Below are 21,708 nucleotides of genomic sequence, written 5' to 3'. Positions count from 1 at the left end.
AGATATATCATTGCCCGCGTAAGGTATGCTGATAAAAGCGCCATTCATCTTCTAGCATCTGCTGAATCGAGCGTTTCGGTTGCCAGCCTAGTACCTCTTTAGCTTTACTAATATCGGCCGCGACCTGATCCAGTTCGGCATAGGGATATACATCAGCATCGACCGTTTTAATTTCAGTGCCGGTGACGCTCGAAATTTCATTTAACAGTTGCTGGATCGAAATCGCCTCGCCGGCAATATTAAAGGCTTCACAAACATGCTGTTGCTGGAATAGCCATTGCAGGGTTAAAGATACGGCCTCACAACAATCCAGTACATGCAGGAAACTACGCTCTACAGTCTTGTCTTCAGTTTGGGCCTGCTTGCGCAGCTCGATAAATTCGCGTTGCCGCGCCCCGACCTGCATCGCCAGGGGTACAATATTTTTTGGCAGTGGCGGTACCATCTCACCCAGTACCCCATGTTCAAAGGCACCAGCAATATTGCCCAAGCGCAATAAGGCAATTTTCCATTCATTGTCGGTTTTAAAAGTATCCTGAATAATTTCCTCAGCCATCTGCTGAGATTTGATATACGGATTCGGATAGGCATACTGAAATGGCAGATCTTCTTTCAGTTGCAGGCTAGATTGGCCATACACGGTTAAGCTGGATAAATGCACCAGCACACGTACCCCGGTACGCTGCATGGCACGCAGCAGACTCATGATACAGCTGACATTATCATTATAATATTCAAGCGGTTTCAGGACCGATTCTTCCAGCGATTTAAAGCTGGCCGTATGCACCACTGCATCGACCGAATACTGTTCAAAGACTTTATTTAAGGCTGGGGTGTTACGAATATCAATTTTGGCAAAAGGCACATACATGCCCGAAATATATTCAAGTCGTTCTAAGGTTTGTAAATTGGCATTGGATAAATTGTCGACAATAATGACTTCTTGCCCTTGAGCCATCAGACTTAATGCAATATGCGAGCCTATAAAGCCTAAACCACCAGTCACTAAAATCATTGTTTATCAACTCCACTTTAGAATCAGTAGTTTATATTTTTATGGTGTTAATTTGGTGTTTTATCCGACTTATCCACAGGATTAAAAACGTAAAAACCGACTCAAAATTTCTTCTGAGCCGGCCAATCTGCTCAATAAGTATATTTTATTTTACAGGTCGAACAAAAGTTGATTGTTATGTAATGTATGGAATTCATGACAGTGAATTAAGCCCTCACTTAGAGGGCTCTATAAAAAGTCAATCCACATGCCTACCGTTTATCAGAAAAATCAAACTTCAACGTCATCATGTGACGTATTATTGATTTTAAAGGATTTATTTTATTTGTAGACATTACCCTGAATCTCTACAATCTTGATTAATGTAACAAAAATCAAGAGGTAGTAATTTTATGAGCAATACTCATGGGGGCTTTCGTGCTGGGGCCGGTCGAAAAAAGTCTGAAGAAACGAAAGTGATTCGAGTACCTGAATCAAAAATCCTTGATATCAAAGAATACTTAAAATCTCTAAAAAAAGAAAATGAAATCACTGATATCCATCAGTTCGACCCAGTCACAAAGATAGAAATCCCCTTGGCTACCGAACGTGTGCAAGCTGGATTCCCCTCGCCTGCTCAAGATTATATTGATAAGAAACTCGATCTTAATGAGTTCCTAATCAATAACGCCAATGCCACATTTATCGTACGTGCCAATTCTCTATCCATGCTGAATGCAGGGATTGATATTAATGACGCTTTAATTGTAGATAGAAGCATTGAGGCGCAGCATAGAGATATTGTTATTGCCTGTGTAGACAATGAGTTTACTGTGAAGCGGCTCATTGTTGATGTGAAAGGATGCTGGTTAAAGGCAGAGAATGAGGGTTACCCAGATATTCACCCCCAGGAAGGTCAGCAATTTGAAATCTGGGGTGTGGTCACAAATGTAATCAAAAAATTCAGATGAGTTATACAAGTGAAATATACGCGCTCATTGATGTAAATAACTGCTATGTGAGCTGTGAGCGCCTGTTCAACCCTAAGCTCAAAGATGTTCCGGTTATTGTTCTCTCAAACAATGATGGATGTGCGGTTGCGCGCTCGCAAGAAGCAAAAGATCTTGGCATCAAGATGGGTGTTCCCCTATTCCAGATCCGGGATATTGTTGAAAAACATAATGTTCAGGTACTTTCCAGCAACTACGCTCTATATGCAGAGATGAGCCGACGGTTTCACTCCATCCTTTCTGATTTTGTGGGCCCGGGAGAACAAGAGGTTTATTCAATTGATGAGTGCTTTTTGAGGCTTACTGCCTATTCTAAAAATTATGACTTGGTTGAATATGCGCAAGATATGCGCCAGAGAATCTTGCAATGGATTGGATTGCCGGTGTGCGTAGGTATTGGTCGATCTAAGACAGAAGCTAAAATTGCAAATCACATGGCAAAGAAAGCAAAGCGTTTTAACGGTGTCTGTAACCTTGTAGATATTGATCCTCGACACAGAGATTACTTTTTTAGTCTAATTGATGTTTCTGAGGTTTGGGGTGTTGGTCGTCAGCATAGTAAGAAGTTAAAAGGCTTAGGTATTAATACTGTTCTTGATTTAGCCACTTCCAATCCGCATCAAATGCGAAAGCTATTCTCAGTAGTCATGCAGAGGACTGTCATGGAGCTACAGGGCATTTCTTGTATTGAGATTGAGTCCGCACCGGCAACTAAAAAGCAGATCATTTCATCACGCTCATTTGGTGCGCGTGTGACTGATATTGAATCTCTATCTGAAGCAATGAGTGATTACCTGCAGAACGCTGTTAAGCGGCTAAGAGAAGATGAGTCGCTTTGCGGTTGCGTAATTGCCTTTGCTCAGTCCAATCCTTTTGATAACAAAAGACCATTCTACACCAAGTCGATTAGCATTGGTTTTCCCGAGCCAACCGACTCTGCTGCAGTGATGAATCGAGCGGTAATGAAAAGAATAAATGAGTTATTTCAAGAAGGTATTGAGTTTAAGAAATGCGGAGTCATCTTGACTGCTATCGAACCGAAGTCGACATACATATATGACCTGCTATCTGATAGTACACAAATAGAGAAAAATGAAAGCCTGCAAGAAGCCTTGGAAAAAGTAAAAGCAAGATTCGGAGATAAGAAACTTGCCATTGGCCCTTGTAAGATGCATGGTCGTGCCTGGGCAATGTCACGCCAAAACTTAACCCAGAATTATTTCAGCTGGGAAGGAATGTTGGGAATCGAGTAGCAGTTTGATAACAAGGCCCTCACCAGAGGGCTTTCAATTCATACACTGCACGCATACCGTAACGTGAGCTTTTGTCGAGATCGAATGAGCTGTGCAGCCTGATAGCATGCACAGCGTTAAAAAACTTAAATAAACCTACTTTTACTTAAATTACAGCCAGTTAGTTTAAAAAAATATGGAATATACAGTAAATTTATTTGAGTATTAATACTTTATGAGTATATTGCATTTACGAAATTATCATCAGATTTGAATATATGGCAATGAATATAAAAAATTTTTTACTATTAGGGATATTGGGATTTTTAACTGGATGTCAGGTTGTAGAAACTGCAGATGATAAAAAATCTGTTTCTATGCTACCACTGTATATTCCTAAAGAAGCGCGTTATTTAAATACTCCATCGAATGCACCCACCTCTGAAAAGTTGACGGCATATACAAATCAACTCGTTAGCCAAGAGCAAAAATATGCAACGATAAAAACTATTCCTTATACATTTTTTCAGGGTTCTGGCTCCCTTAGTGCGTACCCATATACCGTTTATACCTTTGATGGAAAACGCGTAAGATTTGTTGAGAATTCAATCATCAGCCCTTCTACCACAATGACTCGATTTGATTACTCGCAAGCAAAATTAAAACTACCGGTTGGTCAACATGACATTGTTTTTGTTAGCGGAATAGGTAACCATAGTTATTTCACTGAAATTAAAAATATAACCTTGGAAGAAAATAAAGATTATGTGATTGGTGTTGATCGTATTCCAGGCAGCAAGCCAAGAGTATTTATTGCTGAATATGAAGTGGATTCAAGATTTAAATCAAACGATCCAGACTCTATTGTAATTAAAAAACGAATTGTTGAAGGTGTTGAGCATGCAAATCTCAAAAGTGTCAAAGTATATTAAAGAAACAGCTACTTTCGGATTATTGGCATCCTTAGTCCTATTACAGGGCTGTGTAAAAATGATCTTGCCGACTTCTGAAAGTGAATTAATCTCTAAGTCAATTGGCAAAGGTGGGTCAATAGATGTTCCATTGGGATATGTAGATGCTTATGCGAATTTAAAGCAAGCGTATTTAAGATGTGAGCAGGTAAAAACTGCGAATTCATATGTATTAGTTGATGCAAATTTAGATCGGGAAAAAAATCTTGCCATTTTTTTTGGTAAAGCACCTTATGGCACCTATTTGTTTAAAACAACTATCACGCCATCTGATGCTAACAATTCTAAGCTTACTCTTCATTTGATGAAAGCTCAGCTATTAACAGAAAAAGCCAATCAAAATTTACTTCAAAAGCGTTTGGAGCGAGATAGACTACGTGCTTTAGGCCAAGACACTAAATGCAATAAAGATTAATTTTTCAAGCCAAGCATTATATTAAAGTTTTAAAAAAGCTGTGAACCCCAAGGTTGCACAGCAGTAAAATCTTACTTGCACTTTTCATAATCAATCAGCACTTTGGCCACGGCTTTTGCAGCAACCCAATAACGCGCTTGAAACGCTGCCAATTCTGCTTCATTCGAGATAAAGCCTAGCTCTACAATCAAGCCACCAGCATTGACGTATGCCAGCCGGCCACGTGCTGATTTGCTTTGGTCAATCCAGCCTTTATCACCACGCAAACGGCTACCCAAAGCATTTGCCACGGCCTTGGATAAGTTTTGGGCCAACTGTTTATCTTGCGGCAATGAGATGGTCTCAATACCGTTTGCCTGCTTTGACGCTGCAGCATTCATGTGAAATTCAACTGCTACAGTTGAGCCTTTAATGAGCTTTAGTGCTGCCGACAACGGATCATTTTTGGAGCCGCTTCCATCTGTAAGTGTAGTTACGCCAGCCTCGTGCAAATAATAAGCCACTGCATTGCGGAAGTTGGTCACAAGCTCCGATTCTTTAATCTTCCCATTTACTGCACCCGGGTCCTTATTGCTGTGGCCAGCGGTGACGGTGACGAAGCCAAGCGGGCTGGTGTGCAGTGCGGGCTGATAAATCTTCTTGCCGATGTGACTTAAAATCGGCAGCACTGTAGCTACGATAAATGGCGCATACTGTTGTGGAATCAGCTCAAAGTCTAAAGCCCACTGCAAAACGAGAACTAAAAGCATTAAAAAAGCCCCCAGGTATGGGAGCTTTACGGAGAGGTACTTAAAGGCACTTTGTTCAATGAATTTCATTTGATACTCCATTTAGTGGTTTGTGATTTAAGCCAGTTTTCAATAAATGTGCTGCCCAAGATGCCAAGTGCAGATGCAATGGCAATCAGGGCAAGTGGATTGATGTCAGGAACCTGCAGAATAATCGCGCCTGAAATTGTTGATGTCGCTGCACCCAGGATTGTGCGGCCAATGATCAAGCGCCATGTTAGTTTTTCATCTGAAACCAGTAGTTTGGCAAAGCCAATCGCTGCCCCGATTACGATAAGCAGCATTAAATTCTTTTCATGCTCCTGCATGATTCCCCCTATTTTTGGCAATAAAAAAGCACCCGAAGGTGCTTTATGGTTGAAAATTTTAACTATCAGCAGTTGCCTGTGTAATCCTTGATGAATAATTCCACGAGGTCGGCTTCCACACGTCCCGCGCAGCAACACGCACATAATATGTGGTCGTTGATTGCAAGCCAGTAATCGTGCAAGCATTTTCGGTACCCGTCCAACGTGCTGCCGTTGTATCAGGATCAAAGTTTGCATTGGTGCTGATCCATACCTGGTAATCTTTAAGATCCGGCACTTCACTTGGTATCCAAGTCACTGTGATCGAGTTTGCTGTTGCGGATGTATACACGTTCAGCAGCTGTGGCGGCACTGGATTACTGATATTTAATTCAGCAAAAGTACTGACAATCGAGCCGTTTTTACTTGCAACACGAACAGTATATGCACGCTGGATGCCGTCAATTTTAGCCTCTTCCATACTGTAACTATAATCAGTATTAGTAGTCTCAACTTCACGCAGCAATACACCGCCTGACAATATCTGCACGACATAACCCGTGGCACCTGCTGTGCTTTGCCATTGGACCTTGAAGCTTGTCCCTTCAAATGCAGACTGAAGGGATAAACCTTTGACACCAGCTGGACGTCCACCGTTAATGGTATAGCTATATGCAGTTACTTCATCCAGTGTTTCTTCTTTCTGCTCAAGACCATTGAAGCTTGTGAATTTTAGATAAATCTGCTTCCCGATCATGCTGGAATTATAATCATGATTAAAAACAGCACGATCTATACGAACAAATGATTCACCAGCATTATGCATACTTGCATCATCAAACCGACCGCGCAACATGCCACTTAATGTATACAGCCCAGATCCATCCAGGGTTGCTTCCACGTAGTTGATATACTCTTCACCAACTTTACATAGTGTTGCATCAACTTCCGCATCTTCTAAAGTGCCACCAAAGATTTGGCTAGAAGTATTCAACTGGACTTGCATCGAGGTGTCATCTGCATCAATCGCTGAAACCAGGGTACCATATCGAGCAGAACCATAAATCGTACCCACCATTTCATAAGTTGTATTATCCAGGCTGACCCAGACATTACAGCCGCCCCAATTAATTCCACCAGATACTGCTACCCAAATCTGATTTTTACCGCTAGTCAAATCTAATGGTGGTTCAAAAATATTCGGTGCATTCACGTTTCCTGGTTCTTCATTTCCACCTTGGTACCCATTAGATGATTGAAGATCATATTCAACTGCAGAACGAGATCCAACAGCCAGTTCTTCAGCTGTAATAGACAACATTCCGTCTTCATCTTCCTCTACACGCGTGATCCGCACAGGGAAACGATTCAAGCCTAAAGACTCATCTGTGATCGTCACAATGTCCATCGGCTCTAAACGGCAGTACTTCCACCCCAATTCAAACTCATATTCATTTCGAACATAGAGTTTTCGCTGTAATAGCAATTGCACCGCGTGGCGAGCAATTTTTGGCTCACAGAAAAAGTCAAACTTAACGGGATCTTGTGTACGCAGCCCAAACATTTCAATATTTGCTTGGTCCTTGGCTTCAACCGTTTCAGTATTGTATTGGTTAAAACGATTCACGTACTCAATTTGGCAATGGTTATATGCATCGGTATCACGGCTTCGACGCACACGCACAGGCTGATCTTCACCTAAAAAATCATCATCTGTTAAGTGATAAACCGGTTCAAGATTTGGCGTAAATGTCACGCCATTTCCTGTCACTGCGCTATCACCGTATGAACGGATTTTCAAGCCGTCTGGACTTGGTACCACTGCACAATTTACTGCTTCCACAATTTCATTGATGATTTCAAATGCTTCACGCTGTTCAGTCAAAGCAGGACTGATCAACAAATTGGTGGCAGCACAATACGTTCGAAATTCAGATAAATCCGCCATATTCAGACTAGGTGCTGCACCGTACCGAGGATTAGTAATGAAATCTTCAATCACATCAGCGGGATTGGCATCATGAATAGTTTCTGAAAAGGTAATATCGCTAATCACTTCAAAATTGTGATTCGATAAGCTGGCACTCCCCCCCAGATCGTAGTTGGCACATGCGACATAACCGAGAAATGGATAGTGCAATGCCTGATCAGGATGCTTTGATGGGAGATAGCCCCATACAGGATTATAATCTCCATCAAACAATTCAAAGCCTAGCTGATCTATTGGTTTGAGCTGGATACCACCTTCCGTTTTAGGAACAATCTGTTCTTTATCACGCCAGATAATACCAATGTCTTTGATTTTGTTTTCACAAAGCCCAAGCATGAAAGATGCGCTGTAGGTATAAGTCGTGTTTTTGGTTTTTACACCCCCACCCTTACCACCTTGTTTTTTCGTTGTTGTATGGGCTGTGGCTGTAAAATCGCCATACCAAAACATATTGGCAGCAACACGGTTTTTACCGTAAACCAGAGGCTGACAAAGACCGTAAGCTGACTGCTGAATCCGCATTGAATTGATCCGTTTGTCAGATGTGCTGACTGTACCGCCACCAAAAACACCACCCATTTTATAACCCTCTTAAACGATAAAACCCGGCAATTCGCCGGGCTAAACTTCCTTTGGTTCCATCCTGGAGGATGACCCCCTGATGGATATATGAATGAATGATTGTTGGCCATTCAATGACAATTGCACCATGACTAATGCACTTGCCAAAATGATACAGAACAATATCACCAGGTTGTGGCTCGTTTACTTCATCACAAAATTTTCGAATGTGCTCTAAATAACGCTGCCCCATCTGGTGCATGTGCCAATCGGCTGGATATGGACGCGGATCATAATGATCAATAAGCCCCACTGCTTCATAAACTTCACAAAGCAGTGTTGCACAATCGACACCGACACCTTTAACACGGCCTTGGTGATGATAAGGTGTGCCGAGCCACGTCATTGCTTCGTTAACGGCTTCGAGATTTCTTGACATTGATTACCCCAACAAAGGAATTACTGCCTTAGCCATAATTTGAGCTCCTAAATCATTCCAATGACTACTATCATTTGTGAGATAGGGACCTGACTTATTATTAATGCCTTGAATATGCTGTGTTGCAGTTTTCATGTCTCCATAAATAGCAATACAAGCTTCTACCCAACGCTTTGCGGCATCAATTGCCACAATATCAGGGTGATTCTCTCGCAAAAATTGAATTGCTTCTTGATATTTATCTAATGCAGACATCGCTTTTACTGGGCCTTTCACTGAAGCAGTTTGCAGTGAATATTTCAGAGAGCCATCTTCATTTATGCCACCAAAATTCCATGCTATCGAAGCTGTGAAAAAAGCGTATTCTGGATTTAATCCAAAATGAGATGCACGACTAAACATAGATAGCTCATAGTCAGTATTCGTGATGTAGTTATGCGTCAAACCAGCCCATTGTCCAACTGGATATGAACCCGCTGCTGCTGCACCATCATTATGAATACCGAGTTCCGATAAGATTAAATCAGGTTTGAATGACCAAATCTCATTATCTTGAAATCGTGGCAATCCACTAGCACCAGTTGCACTTGTATTATGGGAACCACGAGCAGCATTAATGTATGTAATCATGAATTGTCTTGGCGACCATTCAACGCCCCAATACATCAATCGACCCGCACCTGTATTCGCAATTGTTACATTCTTCTCTGATGCAAGACTGTTTAATGTCGCATTATCACGGCAACGCATTTTCAAACGCTTTTGATAAGTTGTATTACCCTTACTTGAAAGCGTAACTGAAGTGAGAGCACCAGTGACAGGATTCGGAATGTTTACTGGTCTAGCTATTGGATCTGCTTCAACCATGGTAAATACATAGTTGTGTGCTTCCATCCAAGCTTGTGTTGTTTCATCAAAAACTTGGATTTTTTCAGTACCTTCTGCAATAGTGACCTTAGCCTCACATCCGATCGAGTCTGTTCTATAAATAAAATTAAATTGCCAGGCATCTATTGGCACTTTAAATTGAACCGACGCATTTACACTCTCTGAGTAACGCGTCAAACCATCCCGATATGCACCATCATCCCAATTAGATAGATTTGATGCTGTTACAAACGTACCTGATTCAATGAAATAACCAGAATCATAACGTCTGTATTGTTGTCCATCCCATTTCAACGCATCCCAAACGTGGCTGCAAAATGCATTTGAATGCATCATCGGAGGACGTAAAGGACCATCAGAGCGTAATGAGCTATGTTCGCTCGTTCTTGCTGTTAAAGATGTACCGGTATTAATAACAACAATATCTTTATCTTTTAAAAGATGATGTTTTCTGAATTTCGGAAGTTTGTCTGGATAAAGCTGTGCGCCATCCGCTTTTACGTATTTATACCAACCTGCATTATTAATTTGGACAGAAGTATTAGATCCACCACTACTTGTTTGAGGTAACAATGATGCTTTAATCAAAGGTTTAGCGCTGTAAGGCTGAAATGCCGTTGCCATTTCACCCACTTCTAACTGAACATTACCATTCAAAGATGTAGCTGATGATTGTGAATTAAGCTTTTTTAAGCTAACTACAACATGCGTAATGCCTAGTCCAGTTGGCACTTTAAAAGCATGACCACTATTGTCTACCGGTGCGACAAAATTAATATTTTCAACAGCAGTCTGATTCCCATATGCAGTAAAATAACCGCCCTGACCAGTACCAGAAACATCACCATATTTCCCAGCACCACTCAATGTATACCACTCACCCTCAATGACAGGAATCCAATCTGAAGCAGCAATACCAAGCGTATCATTAACAAAATTTTTAGTTCCAGTTGAATAGCGTTTGGTGAAATTTACTTTGGATGGATCAATTAAATTGAAACTAACTTTCTCAATTACATCATTTTCAGTTAATGTTTCAGCGAGAGCCTGTTCTAAACCATCCACAACTTTTTTATCAATTAGAGGCTTATAAGGTTCATAAGCTGTCGCCTGAGATCCTTCTTCAAATTGTGTGGTCGAATCATAAGCCGTGTCTTGCGCACCAGTATTCGTAATGTTGAAAACAGCGAAATTCGCACCAGTAGGTGCAACAGCAGTTCTTGAAGTCGAGTTACTGATCGCTGAAGCAGCCTTATCTGCAGTTGCATACCAAGCAATTTGGACAGCGCCTGAAAGATTTCCAGAAAGCGTATATGTTTTTCCTGCTGTAACTGGTACAAATCCACTGCGACGATATACAGACGAAACAATAATTTTAAGTGCGCTTGGTGAATATTGCTCACCAGCTACGATTTCTGTTTTATTAAATAGATTTTTACCTGTTTTAGAAAAAACTTTTGATTCAACTCCTTTTACAGCATTTTGAGCCCAAGTTTTATCTGCTACATTTTCAGCAAGTTGACCCATTAACTCACGCACTTGAGAGTGTTTTTTCGTTCTATCACGAAATTCAGCTGGTGATGGAATAGGCATAATCTTTACCCCATAAAAAAACCAGCTCAATGGCTGGGTATGGATTAATACAAATTTAGTTAAACGGCGGTTTCAGGTACCGGTACATAAGGCGCACCGCGGAAGTGTTCCTTATTGCTGAAACGGTTGATACAAGTTTCAAGTCGCTTATCACATCCTGGATAAACTTTAATACGCTGCCCTGATTGCGGTGCTTCTAATAATGGCAACGTTAGCAGCAAAGCGCCTGATTCATGCAATCGCACGGTACGTTTTAAGCCAGCATTCCCACCGTCTGAAAACTCAATCACGCCCTGAGTAAACCAACCTTGTGGCTGGCTTAAACTACATAGGATTCGTGCCGTAGTACTCCCTGACTCAATAACTGTATTCACCATGTAATTTTCACGGCGTAATGCACAAGCACTATCAAACAGCGTGTTATTACAGCTTGGCTGGTACAAGTTACGAGGCATCTGAACGGCAAGATCATCTAGGTCAGACGCCACACTTACTTCAATTCGATTGCGATCAAATTTAGGCTCAATCAAACGACCCTCAAATAGAAGCACTGCTCCAGCACTGGTATTAGTTGGATTAATAAGACTTAAGAAAATGCGCTCAAGCTTGAAACGTGCGCCGTCCATTTGGCCATTGTGAAATGCCTTAATAATAGGAATCCCACCAATCGTGTGATCATCAGTCGCATAGATCGTGACATTCAAGTTATCGACTTCAACCCCGAGCGATAAGCTAACGCCTTCACGCTTAATGATTTCACCGCTTGAATAATAAGTATTACCTGCAACGATTAGATTGAAATCATAACTTGTTGCACGTATGACTTCGCCTTGCACTGTGGTGATGGTGTACAGATCTGCCATGACAAATTGATCTTCATTTAACATGGCAATGAGCTGTGGAGATACTGTTCTCATACCTTATTTCCCAATGAGCCAATCATTTCAACTTTATTGGCTTTCCATAATTTGCTCATGAAGTTGGTGTATTGCTGTTCATCGTCAGCGAAACGACAACGATAGTAATACGTTCCTTTCACCTCAAACTTATGACCTTGTTTCAAAGGCTTTGAAAGCGTAACCATGCCTGACTTGGTGACTTGAGCAGTTGTGTCATCCCAAAAAAGATCATCGTCGTTATCACTCCAAAATTGCTGATTGTCGTTTTCATTCCAAAACGTTGGATCCACTTCAAAAACTGTTTCAGCCTTTGTATGTGCCAAAGGAATCACGGAAGTATGCATCTGCTTATACAGTTGGAAACTTGTCGTACTTCCATCACCACTGTAAGAACACGTGTAATCGCAATCGTCAGGCATCTTAAAAAGAAAGGAATGGAATGCACCACGGCGTTCTAGAAAAAAACTTTCGAGTTGCTGTAATTCATTCTTCCCTTTCGATTCACGTAAAAAACCAAATGACAAAGATATTTCATACTTAGGAACGGCCTGGTAACTTGCTCGAAGCTCCCGGCCATTCACTGATTCCATAATCTTTGTATTGAAAATGGGTTTCTTGCTAAGATCCCATTCCAGTCCTGGTAAATCAGGAAACAATACATCAGACACGATTTTCTCCCTTATCGACCAAAATTACGGTTATAGCCTTTCAGACCACCAGCCAATTCACGACCATGCTTTTCCATAAAACGGCGAACGTCTTTTGAATCCCAGGCTTGAATCGTGAAATTGTTAAAGGTTTGCGATGAACCTCCACCACTGCCACCTACTCCTCCATCGGAGGTTAAGCTTTTACCCAGAGCACGGATCGTATTGGCATGCTGTTTAGGCAAGACCATTTCCTCTTCATGCAATTGAGTAAGTGGATTTACGCCAGATGGGATATCGTAGCCACCCCGAGCGGATGCGACCTTACTGACAATACCCGCCACACCCGCAAAAGCAGCTGCACCTAATGCAATGTTTAACGGGAACGGAATTGAAGCCATGGTTTTAGCCATCGCCTCCCAAGCTGACATCATTACTGACTTGATGGTTTCCATGATCTTAAGACCAATACGAGCAAACACTCCCACACCTGTAGCAGTTGTTTTTGCTGTTTCACCCGCAACTACAGCGCCAGTCTGTGTGGCTTGACCTGCAACTTCAGCAGCAGTTTCAGTTTTGATGAATCCAAGCTTTACAGCCAATCGAGTGGCTAAACTAGCGGCATACTTTTTCATTGGCGCCGTGATCATGCTTTGAATAAATGCCCCAGCCAGTTCTGTGAAAATGGCATTCATGGCATTTTTCCAAGTCAGTGTTCCATTCATCATGGATTGAATGCCTTTGTCCCATAGACCGGACATACTTGACGTCAAGCCACCAAACTTATCCTCAAAGTCTTTCATTTCTGCATCTGAAAGAACTCCAACTTGCTTGGTATCGGAAACCTTTCGATCAGTATCCAAATCAGAAATATTGTTCATAATCTGATTCTGATTACCCTGTTTACCAGAGATACCAGACATTTGGTTTTCAAGTGCAAGTCGATCTTCAAGCCCTCTGCGTTTAATTTCACGCAATTTGTCTTCTAACTCTTTTTCAAGCCGTGCTTTTTGAACATTTGAAATCTTTTTAGCATCAAATTCAGCTTGGATATTAGCTTTATCTATTTCATAGGAACGCTGCGCAATGAGTAGATCATTTTCAATGAGTTGCTCTTTGAGTTTTTTAATATCCTCAAATTCCTTAACACGCAAAGCAATTGTTTTATCGCTTGCCTCTTTTTCAGCGACGATTCTAAATTTTACTTTCTCAGCATCTGTGACTTTTGATTTCTCGATATCAGACAAAGCTTTCTTAAGATCCAGAGCAATCTTTTCTTCCTCTGTCGCAAACTTGTATCGGATATCAGCAAGTGCTTTAGCTGCTTGCTCTGCAGCTCTTTCTCTCGCCTTTGCATCGGCATCAGATTTTGATTTAGCTGAACTCCCTTTAGAATCCTTGCCCCCTGTGCCAATACCTTTATTTGGGTTGAATGTTGGTGATGGTATAGGCAGTGGCACAGAGCCAACTACAGTAGGATTTTTCAAGAACAGATTTTGAAGTCTTTGCCCACCTGTCGTTGCGGAATTGACAATAGCGGAACCTGCTGCACCCCAAGCATTGGCTGTGTTACTTACGCCAGTATTCCAACTTGTTTTTAGATTGGTTAGACGCGACTGCATTTGACCTGTATAGCGATCAGTGATCGACCCTAATTGCGATAGGCCACTTTCCCACGATGCTTTGGCAGCTGAGAAGTTAAAGTTCAAAACATTGCTAACAACATTACCAAAGGTCTGGAACTTGATAGACAAAACATCAAGACCGTATTGAATCGTATCTCGGAATCCTCCAAACACATTCATTACACTGTTCACTGAGATATTGATGGCTTGGCATACTGTTGCTACTACCGCACGAATAGCAGCAAAAGCAATTTCAATACTAACTTTTAGGCCAACTGCTACAGCTGCGAATCCATTCATCGCACCAGCGACTAGATCTATAAACCCTACTTGTTGAATCGCTCCATCGCCGATATCGGCTGTTAAATCACTCCAAATCCCACTGATTGTACTAAACAGGCTTTGAACAATATCGAGAAGGCTTTCGAATGTTGTGATTATCGCCGTGACTGCACTATCAATACCCTCTCTGGATCTTGATGCAAAACTAAGGAAATCATTTGCTAGGTTTGTTAGTGCTGGTGCTGCTTGAGCTGCCAGTCTTGTGAATACACCGTCGCTCGTTTGCTGGATTGTACTTAAAGCAGTATTGAATTCCTTAGTCTTCGCAATTGCATCCTGATCCATAATCAAGCCAAGCTCATGTGCTTGATTTGAATATTGCTTTAACTTTTCTGCATTATTCTCAAGCAATGGAGCCAATAGCGTTGCATCATTAGCGATTGACTCCATGTAGAAAGTCATCTCAGCTTGGGATACGTTTGCTTTCTCTAAAGTTTGATAATACTTTTCAAGAATTTGTGGACCAGTAAGACCTTGAAACTCTTTAGCGGTTACACCTACCTTTGGCGCAATTTTTTCGAAGAAATCAGCCATTTCTCCGCCACCAGTTTGCATGAAGTCACCAAACTTATCATTCACATCTTTCATGATGTCAGATAGCTTGTCTTGCTCAACCATGACTGATTTAGAAGCAAATGCCCACTCTTGAAATTCTTTTGTGGTTGTATTAGCCAAGCGTGCTTGAATTTCCAATTCTTTAGATGCTCGACCAACTTCAGACGTTAATGACGCCAATCCAATAGCCGCTGTCCCAACAGAAGCTGCTATACCAACTCCGATCGCAGCAAAGCTTTTAGTCAGATTTCCTGAGATTGATTTGCCAATATCCTCAAACCTATTATTGATATTCTTAGTTATGTCATCCAAACCAGTTTTAATGCTTGAGAAATCCAGTTTAAACTTAACTTTATTCCCTGTATCTTCAATCCGTTTAGCGCCGTCACTAACGATTTTTTCAGCATCATTCATGCCCTTTTTAAGGTCGGAAGTTTTCGCACCGACATGCACTTCTACTCGATTGTTACTCATGATTCCTATCTCGCAGGCATAAAAAAACCGCCTTGAGGCGGTTTGAAATTGATGGATATGCTTAGCGTTTAACACCCAAATATAAAACAGCATTCTGTCGACTGCTTGTTTCAGCTACTGCATACAATGTCTTGTTTGCTAAATCATAATAAGCTACACCTTTAACTTCTTGTCTAGCTAAATAGCAAGGTGAACCACCAAAAACTAAATTGATTGAATAATAAGGCGCATCAGGTACAGCAACAGCACTACCAGAATAATTACAACCACTTTGACCAGTTCCCGAAACAGCTCCAGTATTTGAGATTGTTAAACCTGCACCTTCAATGCCTTGCACAATAGCCGATGTACCGCTATAGGTTCCCGCAATAGTAGAAAGATCCGCATTCGTATTATTTGCCTGGGCATCATAAACCGTATTAAAAGAAACTTGGTTAGATGACGAATAAGATATCGTCCCATTTAAACTTTTCTTAGCATCCACTGTTCCATTTAGGGTTGTGTCATATATAGTAGAGCCACCAAAATAGAAATCTTTACCATTAGTTGCTTTCACAGTATTTCCTGAAACCGTAAAATTACCAGTAATAAATCCGGTTACACCACTTCTATAGGGTGGTGTATATAAAAACCAAAACTTTTTATTTTTATCAACCAATCCAACTACATCCTGACCTTGGTTTGTAGTACCTGTATACACCCCTAAAGTTTCAGCATTAACTACTGGATCCTTTCCCCCATCGTCTACACCATGGTATGAATCACCATCACTACCGCCACCACAAGCTGTTAATGCACAGGCAATGAAACTTATCCCTAATACTTTTTTCATGGTTATTCCAGATAATAAAATTTGTAAATTAAAAAATAGAAATTAATCTTGCTCTGAATGCTTTAATTCAATTTTAGTTCCATCTGTGAACATTATAACTGATGGTTTAAACTCAAATTTAATTTTATCTAAATCCGTATTCAATAGCTTGGTATCTTCTGCCATGAATTCGTTATAGTCCGTACTTCCTTCATACTTGGCAATTGATTTCGCTTTAACACCATCATCGTATGAAAGAGTTAAATTTTTAATAGGGTCACCAAACATATCTTTAAAAGATATTATCCCTTTAAATCCTGCAATATCTTTATCACTATGATTTTCAAAAGCTAGTTGGAATTCGATATCAGTAATTTTATCAATATATTCATAACGAGCATGCCCAGACTTGGAAACAATTGCTGCTGTAAGAATTCCATCCATTTGTTTTTTGACAGCTGCATTTTCAGCTTCAATCTTTGCTTTTAATTCAGCCTGAGCTTTTTCCTTAGCATCTTTGTCTTCAAGCCATTTTTGTTGTTCTTTAATAGCATCACCAACTGTGGTTCCAGGTTCGATTCCATCTCCACCAAAAGCTGCACCCATTCCCTTACGCATCAAGAACTGAGTAAGCAATTTTTTATCTTCTTCATTTAGTTTTTCAATTTGTGGTTTTAGCTCTTCCCATTTTTCAGGATCTGTAGGAATTTGAGCTGATTTTGGATTGCTACATCCAACTAAAAAAAGACTAATTACCCCTGCCATTAAAATATTTTTCATAAAAACTCAGTTGATTGTTATATAAGTCACACAAACTTTAACCAACTCAAGTATATAAATCAATCAGGGCAGCCTTAGCCACCCTGAGGAAAGTTCTGCAGATCCGCAAACAGATCATCTTCATCATCACTTTGCGTATCATCTGAATCAGTACTGTCTTCAATCCCCATAAATGCCTCAAGGATCCGACACAGACGCTGAATACCAACATGGCTGGGAGGACACTGCTTGTGATACGCATTCAATGCTTTGACTCTTGGGAAATCTAATTCACTACGCACATAGTCGTAATCCTTGCCCAAAGTTAGCACCAAATGCGTGTACAGCTCCTCCCAGTCTATTCCCCCGAATCAGTAGCCTGCTCGTCTTCACCTGTATAAACCAGACCAGAAGCCCCCATGACCGTCTCAAATACGGCGTTCACGTGGCCAATATCAAGCAGTTCATCAGCAATGTATTCACGGGTAATTTCAGGATAGTTACGCTTCAATGAGCTATGCGCAACATCTGCCACCAAAGCGAAATCGCTTGGATCGAAGCTTTTCAGCTTTGGCATCAGCTTTTCAGCAGCACCTAATGACAACGGCGCAAAAATCCAAACTTGGCCATTAATTTTAAGCGGATTACCACGTGGGTTTTCGACCTTGTTAAATTGCATTTGGTATTACTCCGAAGTAGACCATTTGAAGACACGGCCTAAATCATCGGCCATTGGCTGGAATTCAAATTCAGGTAGATCGTAATCATCCTGTTTTGAACTGAACGCAAGTTTATTGCTGACACAGCGGAAGAATTCAATACCAAAGAATTTACCCTTGTAATCACGCATCAGATCAACACTGAATTCAGGTGTATAACCCATATCCAAGTTGCTTACGACACCGGACTTGGCACCTGCCACCGTTGCTGAGTATTTAAAGCTGATAAATACCGTTTTACCCACATCAGCTGCTGCAAAGGTATAAACACCTGTCGCTTCATCCACACTGTATTGACCTGTAACCGGTGCACTCGCTACACGCTTTAATGGGATAGCTTTAGCATCAGTCACACCTAAATCTTTCACGAATGTACCGCTATTCGGAACTACTGGCGTTACTGACGCTGCAACGACTTCACCATTGATGGTTTGTGCGACTGTAGTAATACCGCCTTCAGTGACCACGCCACCAAAGAAAATGGAATTCAACAATGCGCCGTTGATACGACCCATTGTCGCTTTACACTTAATCGAACCTTTACCGCGTGCGGCATCCACGGCGAACTGACCACGGCTATAGAGTTCTTTTAAGTCATAGCTGATATCAACTGACGTTGACTGCAGTACGCCGACTTCTACCGGTGTGCCGTTGGTGATGGGATTACCGTGCACATCCTGTAATGGTGTGGCAAAGATTTTGCCGGCACCAAATAAATATTGAGCCATATCGACCTCTTTAAAATGAGAAAACCGCCTTATTGGCGGTCATGGAATTTATGAATTGCTTTAGGTAGTGGTGAGGATCCGAAGCGGAATAATGGCAATCCCTTGGTCATCGAGCATGTTTTCAACTGCTTCAAAAACTTCGATCGTACCCTCGATCCAGCAATGCTCGACTAATCCCCCTAAGGTTTGGTATTCGCAGATATCAGGATTGTCCGGTACAAGCTTGGCACGCACTTGATCAATCATCTGATTCAACTGTACCGACGGCGGTATCGCTGGATCATTTTCATGAATGTAGATATACACTTCCGCTTCAAGCTCAACTTTGGCATCCAAGCCTTTCACAGGCACTTCGGTTTGATTGCCTTGAGTCACGAATAAAGCTGGACGCGCATCAGGTGCCACATTGTTGAAGTGTTTAAGTCTTCGTGATGTCGTCACAAAGCCCTCAATGCCCGACAAGCGGTTAAACAATGCCTGATAAATGGCTTCACTATTCACTGCTTAATCCCCTTTCAATTGCAGCATCAATATTCTTAGGTACAATCTTAGCCACTTCATCCAATGAATCACGCATAAAACGGCGCTCTTTCATGTCGACTTTACGAGAATGCGCTTTAATCATGATTTGACGTGGTGTGATCGGCTGACCAAAGACTTTCTTAATCATCCGAAGATGCGCCTTAATAGTCATAGCACCTTTAAGCCCAAATTCATGCGCAAAGGCATACGGTACCAAGGCACCACCCGCACCGACTGTACCCTCGATCCAATCCTTATCCTCTTCCACCTTGGATGAAACGGATCCTCTTAAACGTCCAGACTGCACATTCAAACGCTGACCTGTCAGCATATCTTCTTGAATGGTGCGCTGAAGTTTAAGTGTGAGTGCATTTACCGTGCGCCGTATTTCAGCACGTACACGTTCATTGACCTCGTTAAAATCAACATCAGCATCAACACGGTAATCACTCATACATCACCTACTTTGCAGCAGCAGTTTCCTTTTTAGATTCTGCTTTGGTTTCAGGTACCGCACGTTTAAAACCATGTGGTGCCAAGATGTGTGCAATGTCGTTATCCGACTCGATCACACCTTTTTCAACCTTGTATGTGGTGCCTGCAATTTCAAGCGAAGTCGCTTTGAAATGATCAGGCGCTTGATACTTAAATGACATGCCTTGCTCCTAAACAACGAAAGCACCAACACCCAAACGATTAGGGTTGGTACCATCATTGCCGATTGGAATTGAATTTTTTAATGCCAGGTAACGCTGACCATAAATGCTTTGGTTATAAAACGCATCGGTACCAGAACGTGAAAAGCTCACACTCTGACCTGCAATGGTCATACTCGAAGCATCTGAAAAGCTGTTACCTGACTTTGATTTGAGTGCAACCTTGAGAATATGTGCTGCATATAGACCCACAGCACGTTCTTTCAGATCACCAAATTCAAGTGACTTCACAACGAGATCCGCTTCCTCTAATGCGTCTGCAATTTCTGCATCAGGAAGATTCATCAGCGCCGTGTCGTACTTGAACTTCAATTTAAAAGCTTGTGGGTCCATAGATCACCTTATTCAGTGGCTTGAGTAAGTTTGGCTTGCAGCTGCTCAGGGGTTTCATCTTCAGTAAAGGTGATTCCAAGATCTGTCAGCGCTTTACGCACGTCATCAATCGTCAAGTCAGTCCCTTTGGATTTATCGCCCTTGCCTTTGCCATCATCAGGCTTGCCAGCTTGAGCACCTTTACCACGACCTGAAGCAGGTTTTGAATCACCAACTTCTGCAATTTCTTCAATGCTTAGCTCACCAGCATCAATCAAATGCTTAGCGAACTTGTTCTTTTGAAGTGCCTTGTGCTGGTCGGCTTCAAGTGCTATGGCGATGCCTGTTGGTAAAGTTGCTACCCCAGCAAAAACAAAAGCGGCATTAGAGCCGCTGTATTTATATGAATATTTAGCCATGTGGTTTTAATCCTTATGCATGGTCAAGGTAACGAAGCGAATCAACACGCTTCAGCCAAACGCCCTGGTATTTGTAGTGACCAGGTACAAGCACATCCAAGCCTTTGGGTTGTGCCGTCAAGAACTCAACGCTATTACCTTTGAACTGGATACATGATGGATCACGGCGGTAGATGATCGAACGGTCAGCACTTGCGGTACCCTTACCATTACCACGGCCAGATCCACGGATGGTCAATGGTTTGCCTTGAGTTGAGAAGATATTGTTTTCTTCAATGTACTTCAGGAATGTTTTACCACCTGAATCTGGCACGACACGTGTTGAAAGGTGTGTGTATTGCGCTGACGCCATCAGGTAGGTATCAGGTTCAATGGATGCATCACCGTCAAACAAGTCTGTCGAGCTTGCCAACGAGTTATTGAAGTCAGATAAAACTTCTTCAATGGTCGCCGTAGACCAATCATGCTGACCTGTCACAATAGTGACGCCTGTTTGGTTTAAGAAGCCATTCACCTGTTCAAGTTGACCACTCGCATTGGCTTTGGTGTAACCATACCAAGCCACATTCGACATGTGCTTTTCAGCTGCCAAATTTGCAGCCTGAACTTTATCCGCTTCAAGCGTGAGGTTCATTTGCTGTGCGGTCGCCAATTCAACCACTGAATATTGGTAGCCAATCACACCGACTTTCACTGGTAGGCTTACAGTATCGTATTCAACTTCAGCAAGCGGAATATCATCACCTGTACCAGCATAGTCTTCGCCGATACCCACGCCTTTTTTACGAGAAAGGATTTCACCACCACCATAAACCGCATTTACATTGGTCACTGGGATGAACTTGGCGTAGTCAAGGACCTGTGCAAGCTGTGGTGTAATTTCGTTTTGTTCTTCGATCTTTACGAAGAGCTGTGCCAATGCATCCATGTTGAACGCATCGCCAACTTGTGCCTGAATGGCATGTGAAATCGGCGTTAAACGCGCTTTCATTTTTGCTAATTTGCTCATGTT

The 21,708-nt window shown here is 41.7% G+C and carries 24 protein-coding genes; 4 read left to right on the top strand and 20 right to left on the bottom strand.

The features are described 5' to 3' along the window. Positions 1-7: 7 nt before the first annotated feature. On the bottom strand, positions 8-1,015 hold the full coding sequence (locus VF685_RS00345) for an SDR family NAD(P)-dependent oxidoreductase (RefSeq protein WP_104484100.1): 1,008 nt from the start codon (positions 1,013-1,015) through the stop codon (positions 8-10). A gap of 392 nt (positions 1,016-1,407) precedes the next feature. Here VF685_RS00345 and VF685_RS00340 point away from each other — a divergent pair, with 392 nt between their 5' ends. From VF685_RS00340 to VF685_RS00325, 4 genes are all read left to right on the top strand, one after another. Beyond that, entirely contained in the window at positions 1,408-1,965 is a 558-nt protein-coding gene (locus VF685_RS00340) for a LexA family protein (RefSeq protein WP_440203511.1), read from the top strand. Continuing rightward, entirely contained in the window at positions 1,962-3,257 is a 1,296-nt protein-coding gene (locus VF685_RS00335) for a Y-family DNA polymerase (RefSeq protein ID WP_440203510.1), read from the top strand. The genes VF685_RS00340 and VF685_RS00335 overlap by 4 nt, the downstream gene beginning before the upstream one ends. 257 nt (positions 3,258-3,514) lie before the next feature. Next, positions 3,515-4,168, top strand: coding sequence for a hypothetical protein (locus tag VF685_RS00330; protein ID WP_104487557.1), 654 nt, complete (start codon positions 3,515-3,517; stop codon positions 4,166-4,168). Further along, positions 4,137-4,622, top strand: a complete 486-nt coding sequence (locus VF685_RS00325; RefSeq protein WP_052209089.1) for a hypothetical protein — start codon at positions 4,137-4,139, stop codon at positions 4,620-4,622. Before VF685_RS00330 ends, VF685_RS00325 begins: the two co-directional genes overlap by 32 nt. 71 nt (positions 4,623-4,693) lie before the next feature. On the opposite strand, the gene VF685_RS00320 is transcribed toward VF685_RS00325, so the two are convergent. From VF685_RS00320 to VF685_RS00230, 19 genes are all read right to left on the bottom strand, one after another. Beyond that, positions 4,694-5,440 carry an N-acetylmuramoyl-L-alanine amidase gene (locus tag VF685_RS00320; protein ID WP_440203509.1) on the bottom strand — a complete coding sequence of 249 codons (747 nt, stop codon included), beginning with the start codon at positions 5,438-5,440 and terminating at the stop codon, positions 4,694-4,696. Continuing rightward, positions 5,437-5,718 (bottom strand): holin, encoded by a 282-nt coding sequence (locus VF685_RS00315; RefSeq protein ID WP_152342302.1) that lies wholly within the window; start codon positions 5,716-5,718, stop codon positions 5,437-5,439. The genes VF685_RS00320 and VF685_RS00315 overlap by 4 nt, the downstream gene beginning before the upstream one ends. Positions 5,719-5,776: 58 nt before the next feature. After that, entirely contained in the window at positions 5,777-8,266 is a 2,490-nt protein-coding gene (locus VF685_RS00310; RefSeq protein ID WP_440203508.1) for a phage tail protein, read from the bottom strand. A 1-nt stretch (position 8,267) separates the two neighbouring features. Further along, a complete protein-coding gene (locus VF685_RS00305; protein WP_440203507.1) occupies positions 8,268-8,687 on the bottom strand; it encodes a C40 family peptidase in 420 nt (139 codons plus the stop codon). 3 nt (positions 8,688-8,690) lie between these two features. Beyond that, on the bottom strand, positions 8,691-11,168 hold the full coding sequence (locus tag VF685_RS00300; protein ID WP_440203506.1) for a hypothetical protein: 2,478 nt from the start codon (positions 11,166-11,168) through the stop codon (positions 8,691-8,693). 59 nt (positions 11,169-11,227) lie between these two features. Next, positions 11,228-12,085, bottom strand: a complete 858-nt coding sequence (locus VF685_RS00295; protein WP_440203505.1) for a DUF2163 domain-containing protein — start codon at positions 12,083-12,085, stop codon at positions 11,228-11,230. Continuing rightward, positions 12,082-12,735 (bottom strand): DUF2460 domain-containing protein, encoded by a 654-nt coding sequence (locus tag VF685_RS00290; protein WP_440203504.1) that lies wholly within the window; start codon positions 12,733-12,735, stop codon positions 12,082-12,084. Before VF685_RS00290 ends, VF685_RS00295 begins: the two co-directional genes overlap by 4 nt. 11 nt (positions 12,736-12,746) lie before the next feature. Continuing rightward, positions 12,747-15,710, bottom strand: a complete 2,964-nt coding sequence (locus VF685_RS00285) for a phage tail protein (protein WP_440203535.1) — start codon at positions 15,708-15,710, stop codon at positions 12,747-12,749. Positions 15,711-15,771: 61 nt separating this feature from the next. Continuing rightward, the gene (locus VF685_RS00280; protein ID WP_440203503.1) at positions 15,772-16,542 is read right to left on the bottom strand and encodes a hypothetical protein; all 771 of its coding nucleotides are present in this window, start codon (positions 16,540-16,542) and stop codon (positions 15,772-15,774) included. Between the two features lie 42 nt (positions 16,543-16,584). Further along, positions 16,585-17,301, bottom strand: coding sequence for a hypothetical protein (locus tag VF685_RS00275; protein WP_077670459.1), 717 nt, complete (start codon positions 17,299-17,301; stop codon positions 16,585-16,587). Positions 17,302-17,375: 74 nt separating this feature from the next. Further along, positions 17,376-17,612 carry a hypothetical protein gene (locus VF685_RS00270; RefSeq protein ID WP_440203534.1) on the bottom strand — a complete coding sequence of 79 codons (237 nt, stop codon included), beginning with the start codon at positions 17,610-17,612 and terminating at the stop codon, positions 17,376-17,378. A 26-nt stretch (positions 17,613-17,638) separates the two neighbouring features. Then, on the bottom strand, positions 17,639-17,959 hold the full coding sequence (locus tag VF685_RS00265; protein ID WP_440203502.1) for a hypothetical protein: 321 nt from the start codon (positions 17,957-17,959) through the stop codon (positions 17,639-17,641). 6 nt (positions 17,960-17,965) lie between these two features. After that, positions 17,966-18,727 carry a hypothetical protein gene (locus VF685_RS00260; protein WP_440203501.1) on the bottom strand — a complete coding sequence of 254 codons (762 nt, stop codon included), beginning with the start codon at positions 18,725-18,727 and terminating at the stop codon, positions 17,966-17,968. A 60-nt stretch (positions 18,728-18,787) separates the two neighbouring features. Beyond that, positions 18,788-19,228, bottom strand: a complete 441-nt coding sequence (locus VF685_RS00255) for a hypothetical protein (RefSeq protein ID WP_440203500.1) — start codon at positions 19,226-19,228, stop codon at positions 18,788-18,790. Continuing rightward, entirely contained in the window at positions 19,221-19,703 is a 483-nt protein-coding gene (locus VF685_RS00250) for a hypothetical protein (RefSeq protein WP_279742415.1), read from the bottom strand. The genes VF685_RS00255 and VF685_RS00250 overlap by 8 nt, the downstream gene beginning before the upstream one ends. Positions 19,704-19,710: 7 nt before the next feature. Next, positions 19,711-19,905, bottom strand: a complete 195-nt coding sequence (locus VF685_RS00245) for a hypothetical protein (protein WP_416708882.1) — start codon at positions 19,903-19,905, stop codon at positions 19,711-19,713. 9 nt (positions 19,906-19,914) lie between these two features. Then, positions 19,915-20,298 carry a DUF4054 domain-containing protein gene (locus VF685_RS00240; RefSeq protein ID WP_034703003.1) on the bottom strand — a complete coding sequence of 128 codons (384 nt, stop codon included), beginning with the start codon at positions 20,296-20,298 and terminating at the stop codon, positions 19,915-19,917. A gap of 8 nt (positions 20,299-20,306) precedes the next feature. Next, a complete protein-coding gene (locus VF685_RS00235; RefSeq protein WP_440203499.1) occupies positions 20,307-20,696 on the bottom strand; it encodes a hypothetical protein in 390 nt (129 codons plus the stop codon). Positions 20,697-20,709: 13 nt separating this feature from the next. Beyond that, on the bottom strand, positions 20,710-21,705 hold the full coding sequence (locus VF685_RS00230; protein WP_440203498.1) for a DUF2184 domain-containing protein: 996 nt from the start codon (positions 21,703-21,705) through the stop codon (positions 20,710-20,712). Positions 21,706-21,708 lie beyond the last annotated feature (3 nt).

It is taken from the genome of Acinetobacter sp. Brlt_5 (genome assembly GCF_051949055.1).
Lineage (GTDB): Bacteria > Pseudomonadota > Gammaproteobacteria > Pseudomonadales > Moraxellaceae > Acinetobacter > Acinetobacter indicus.
Note: the sequence above shows the minus strand (reverse complement) of the source record. Positions and strands in the feature narration are given on the sequence as shown.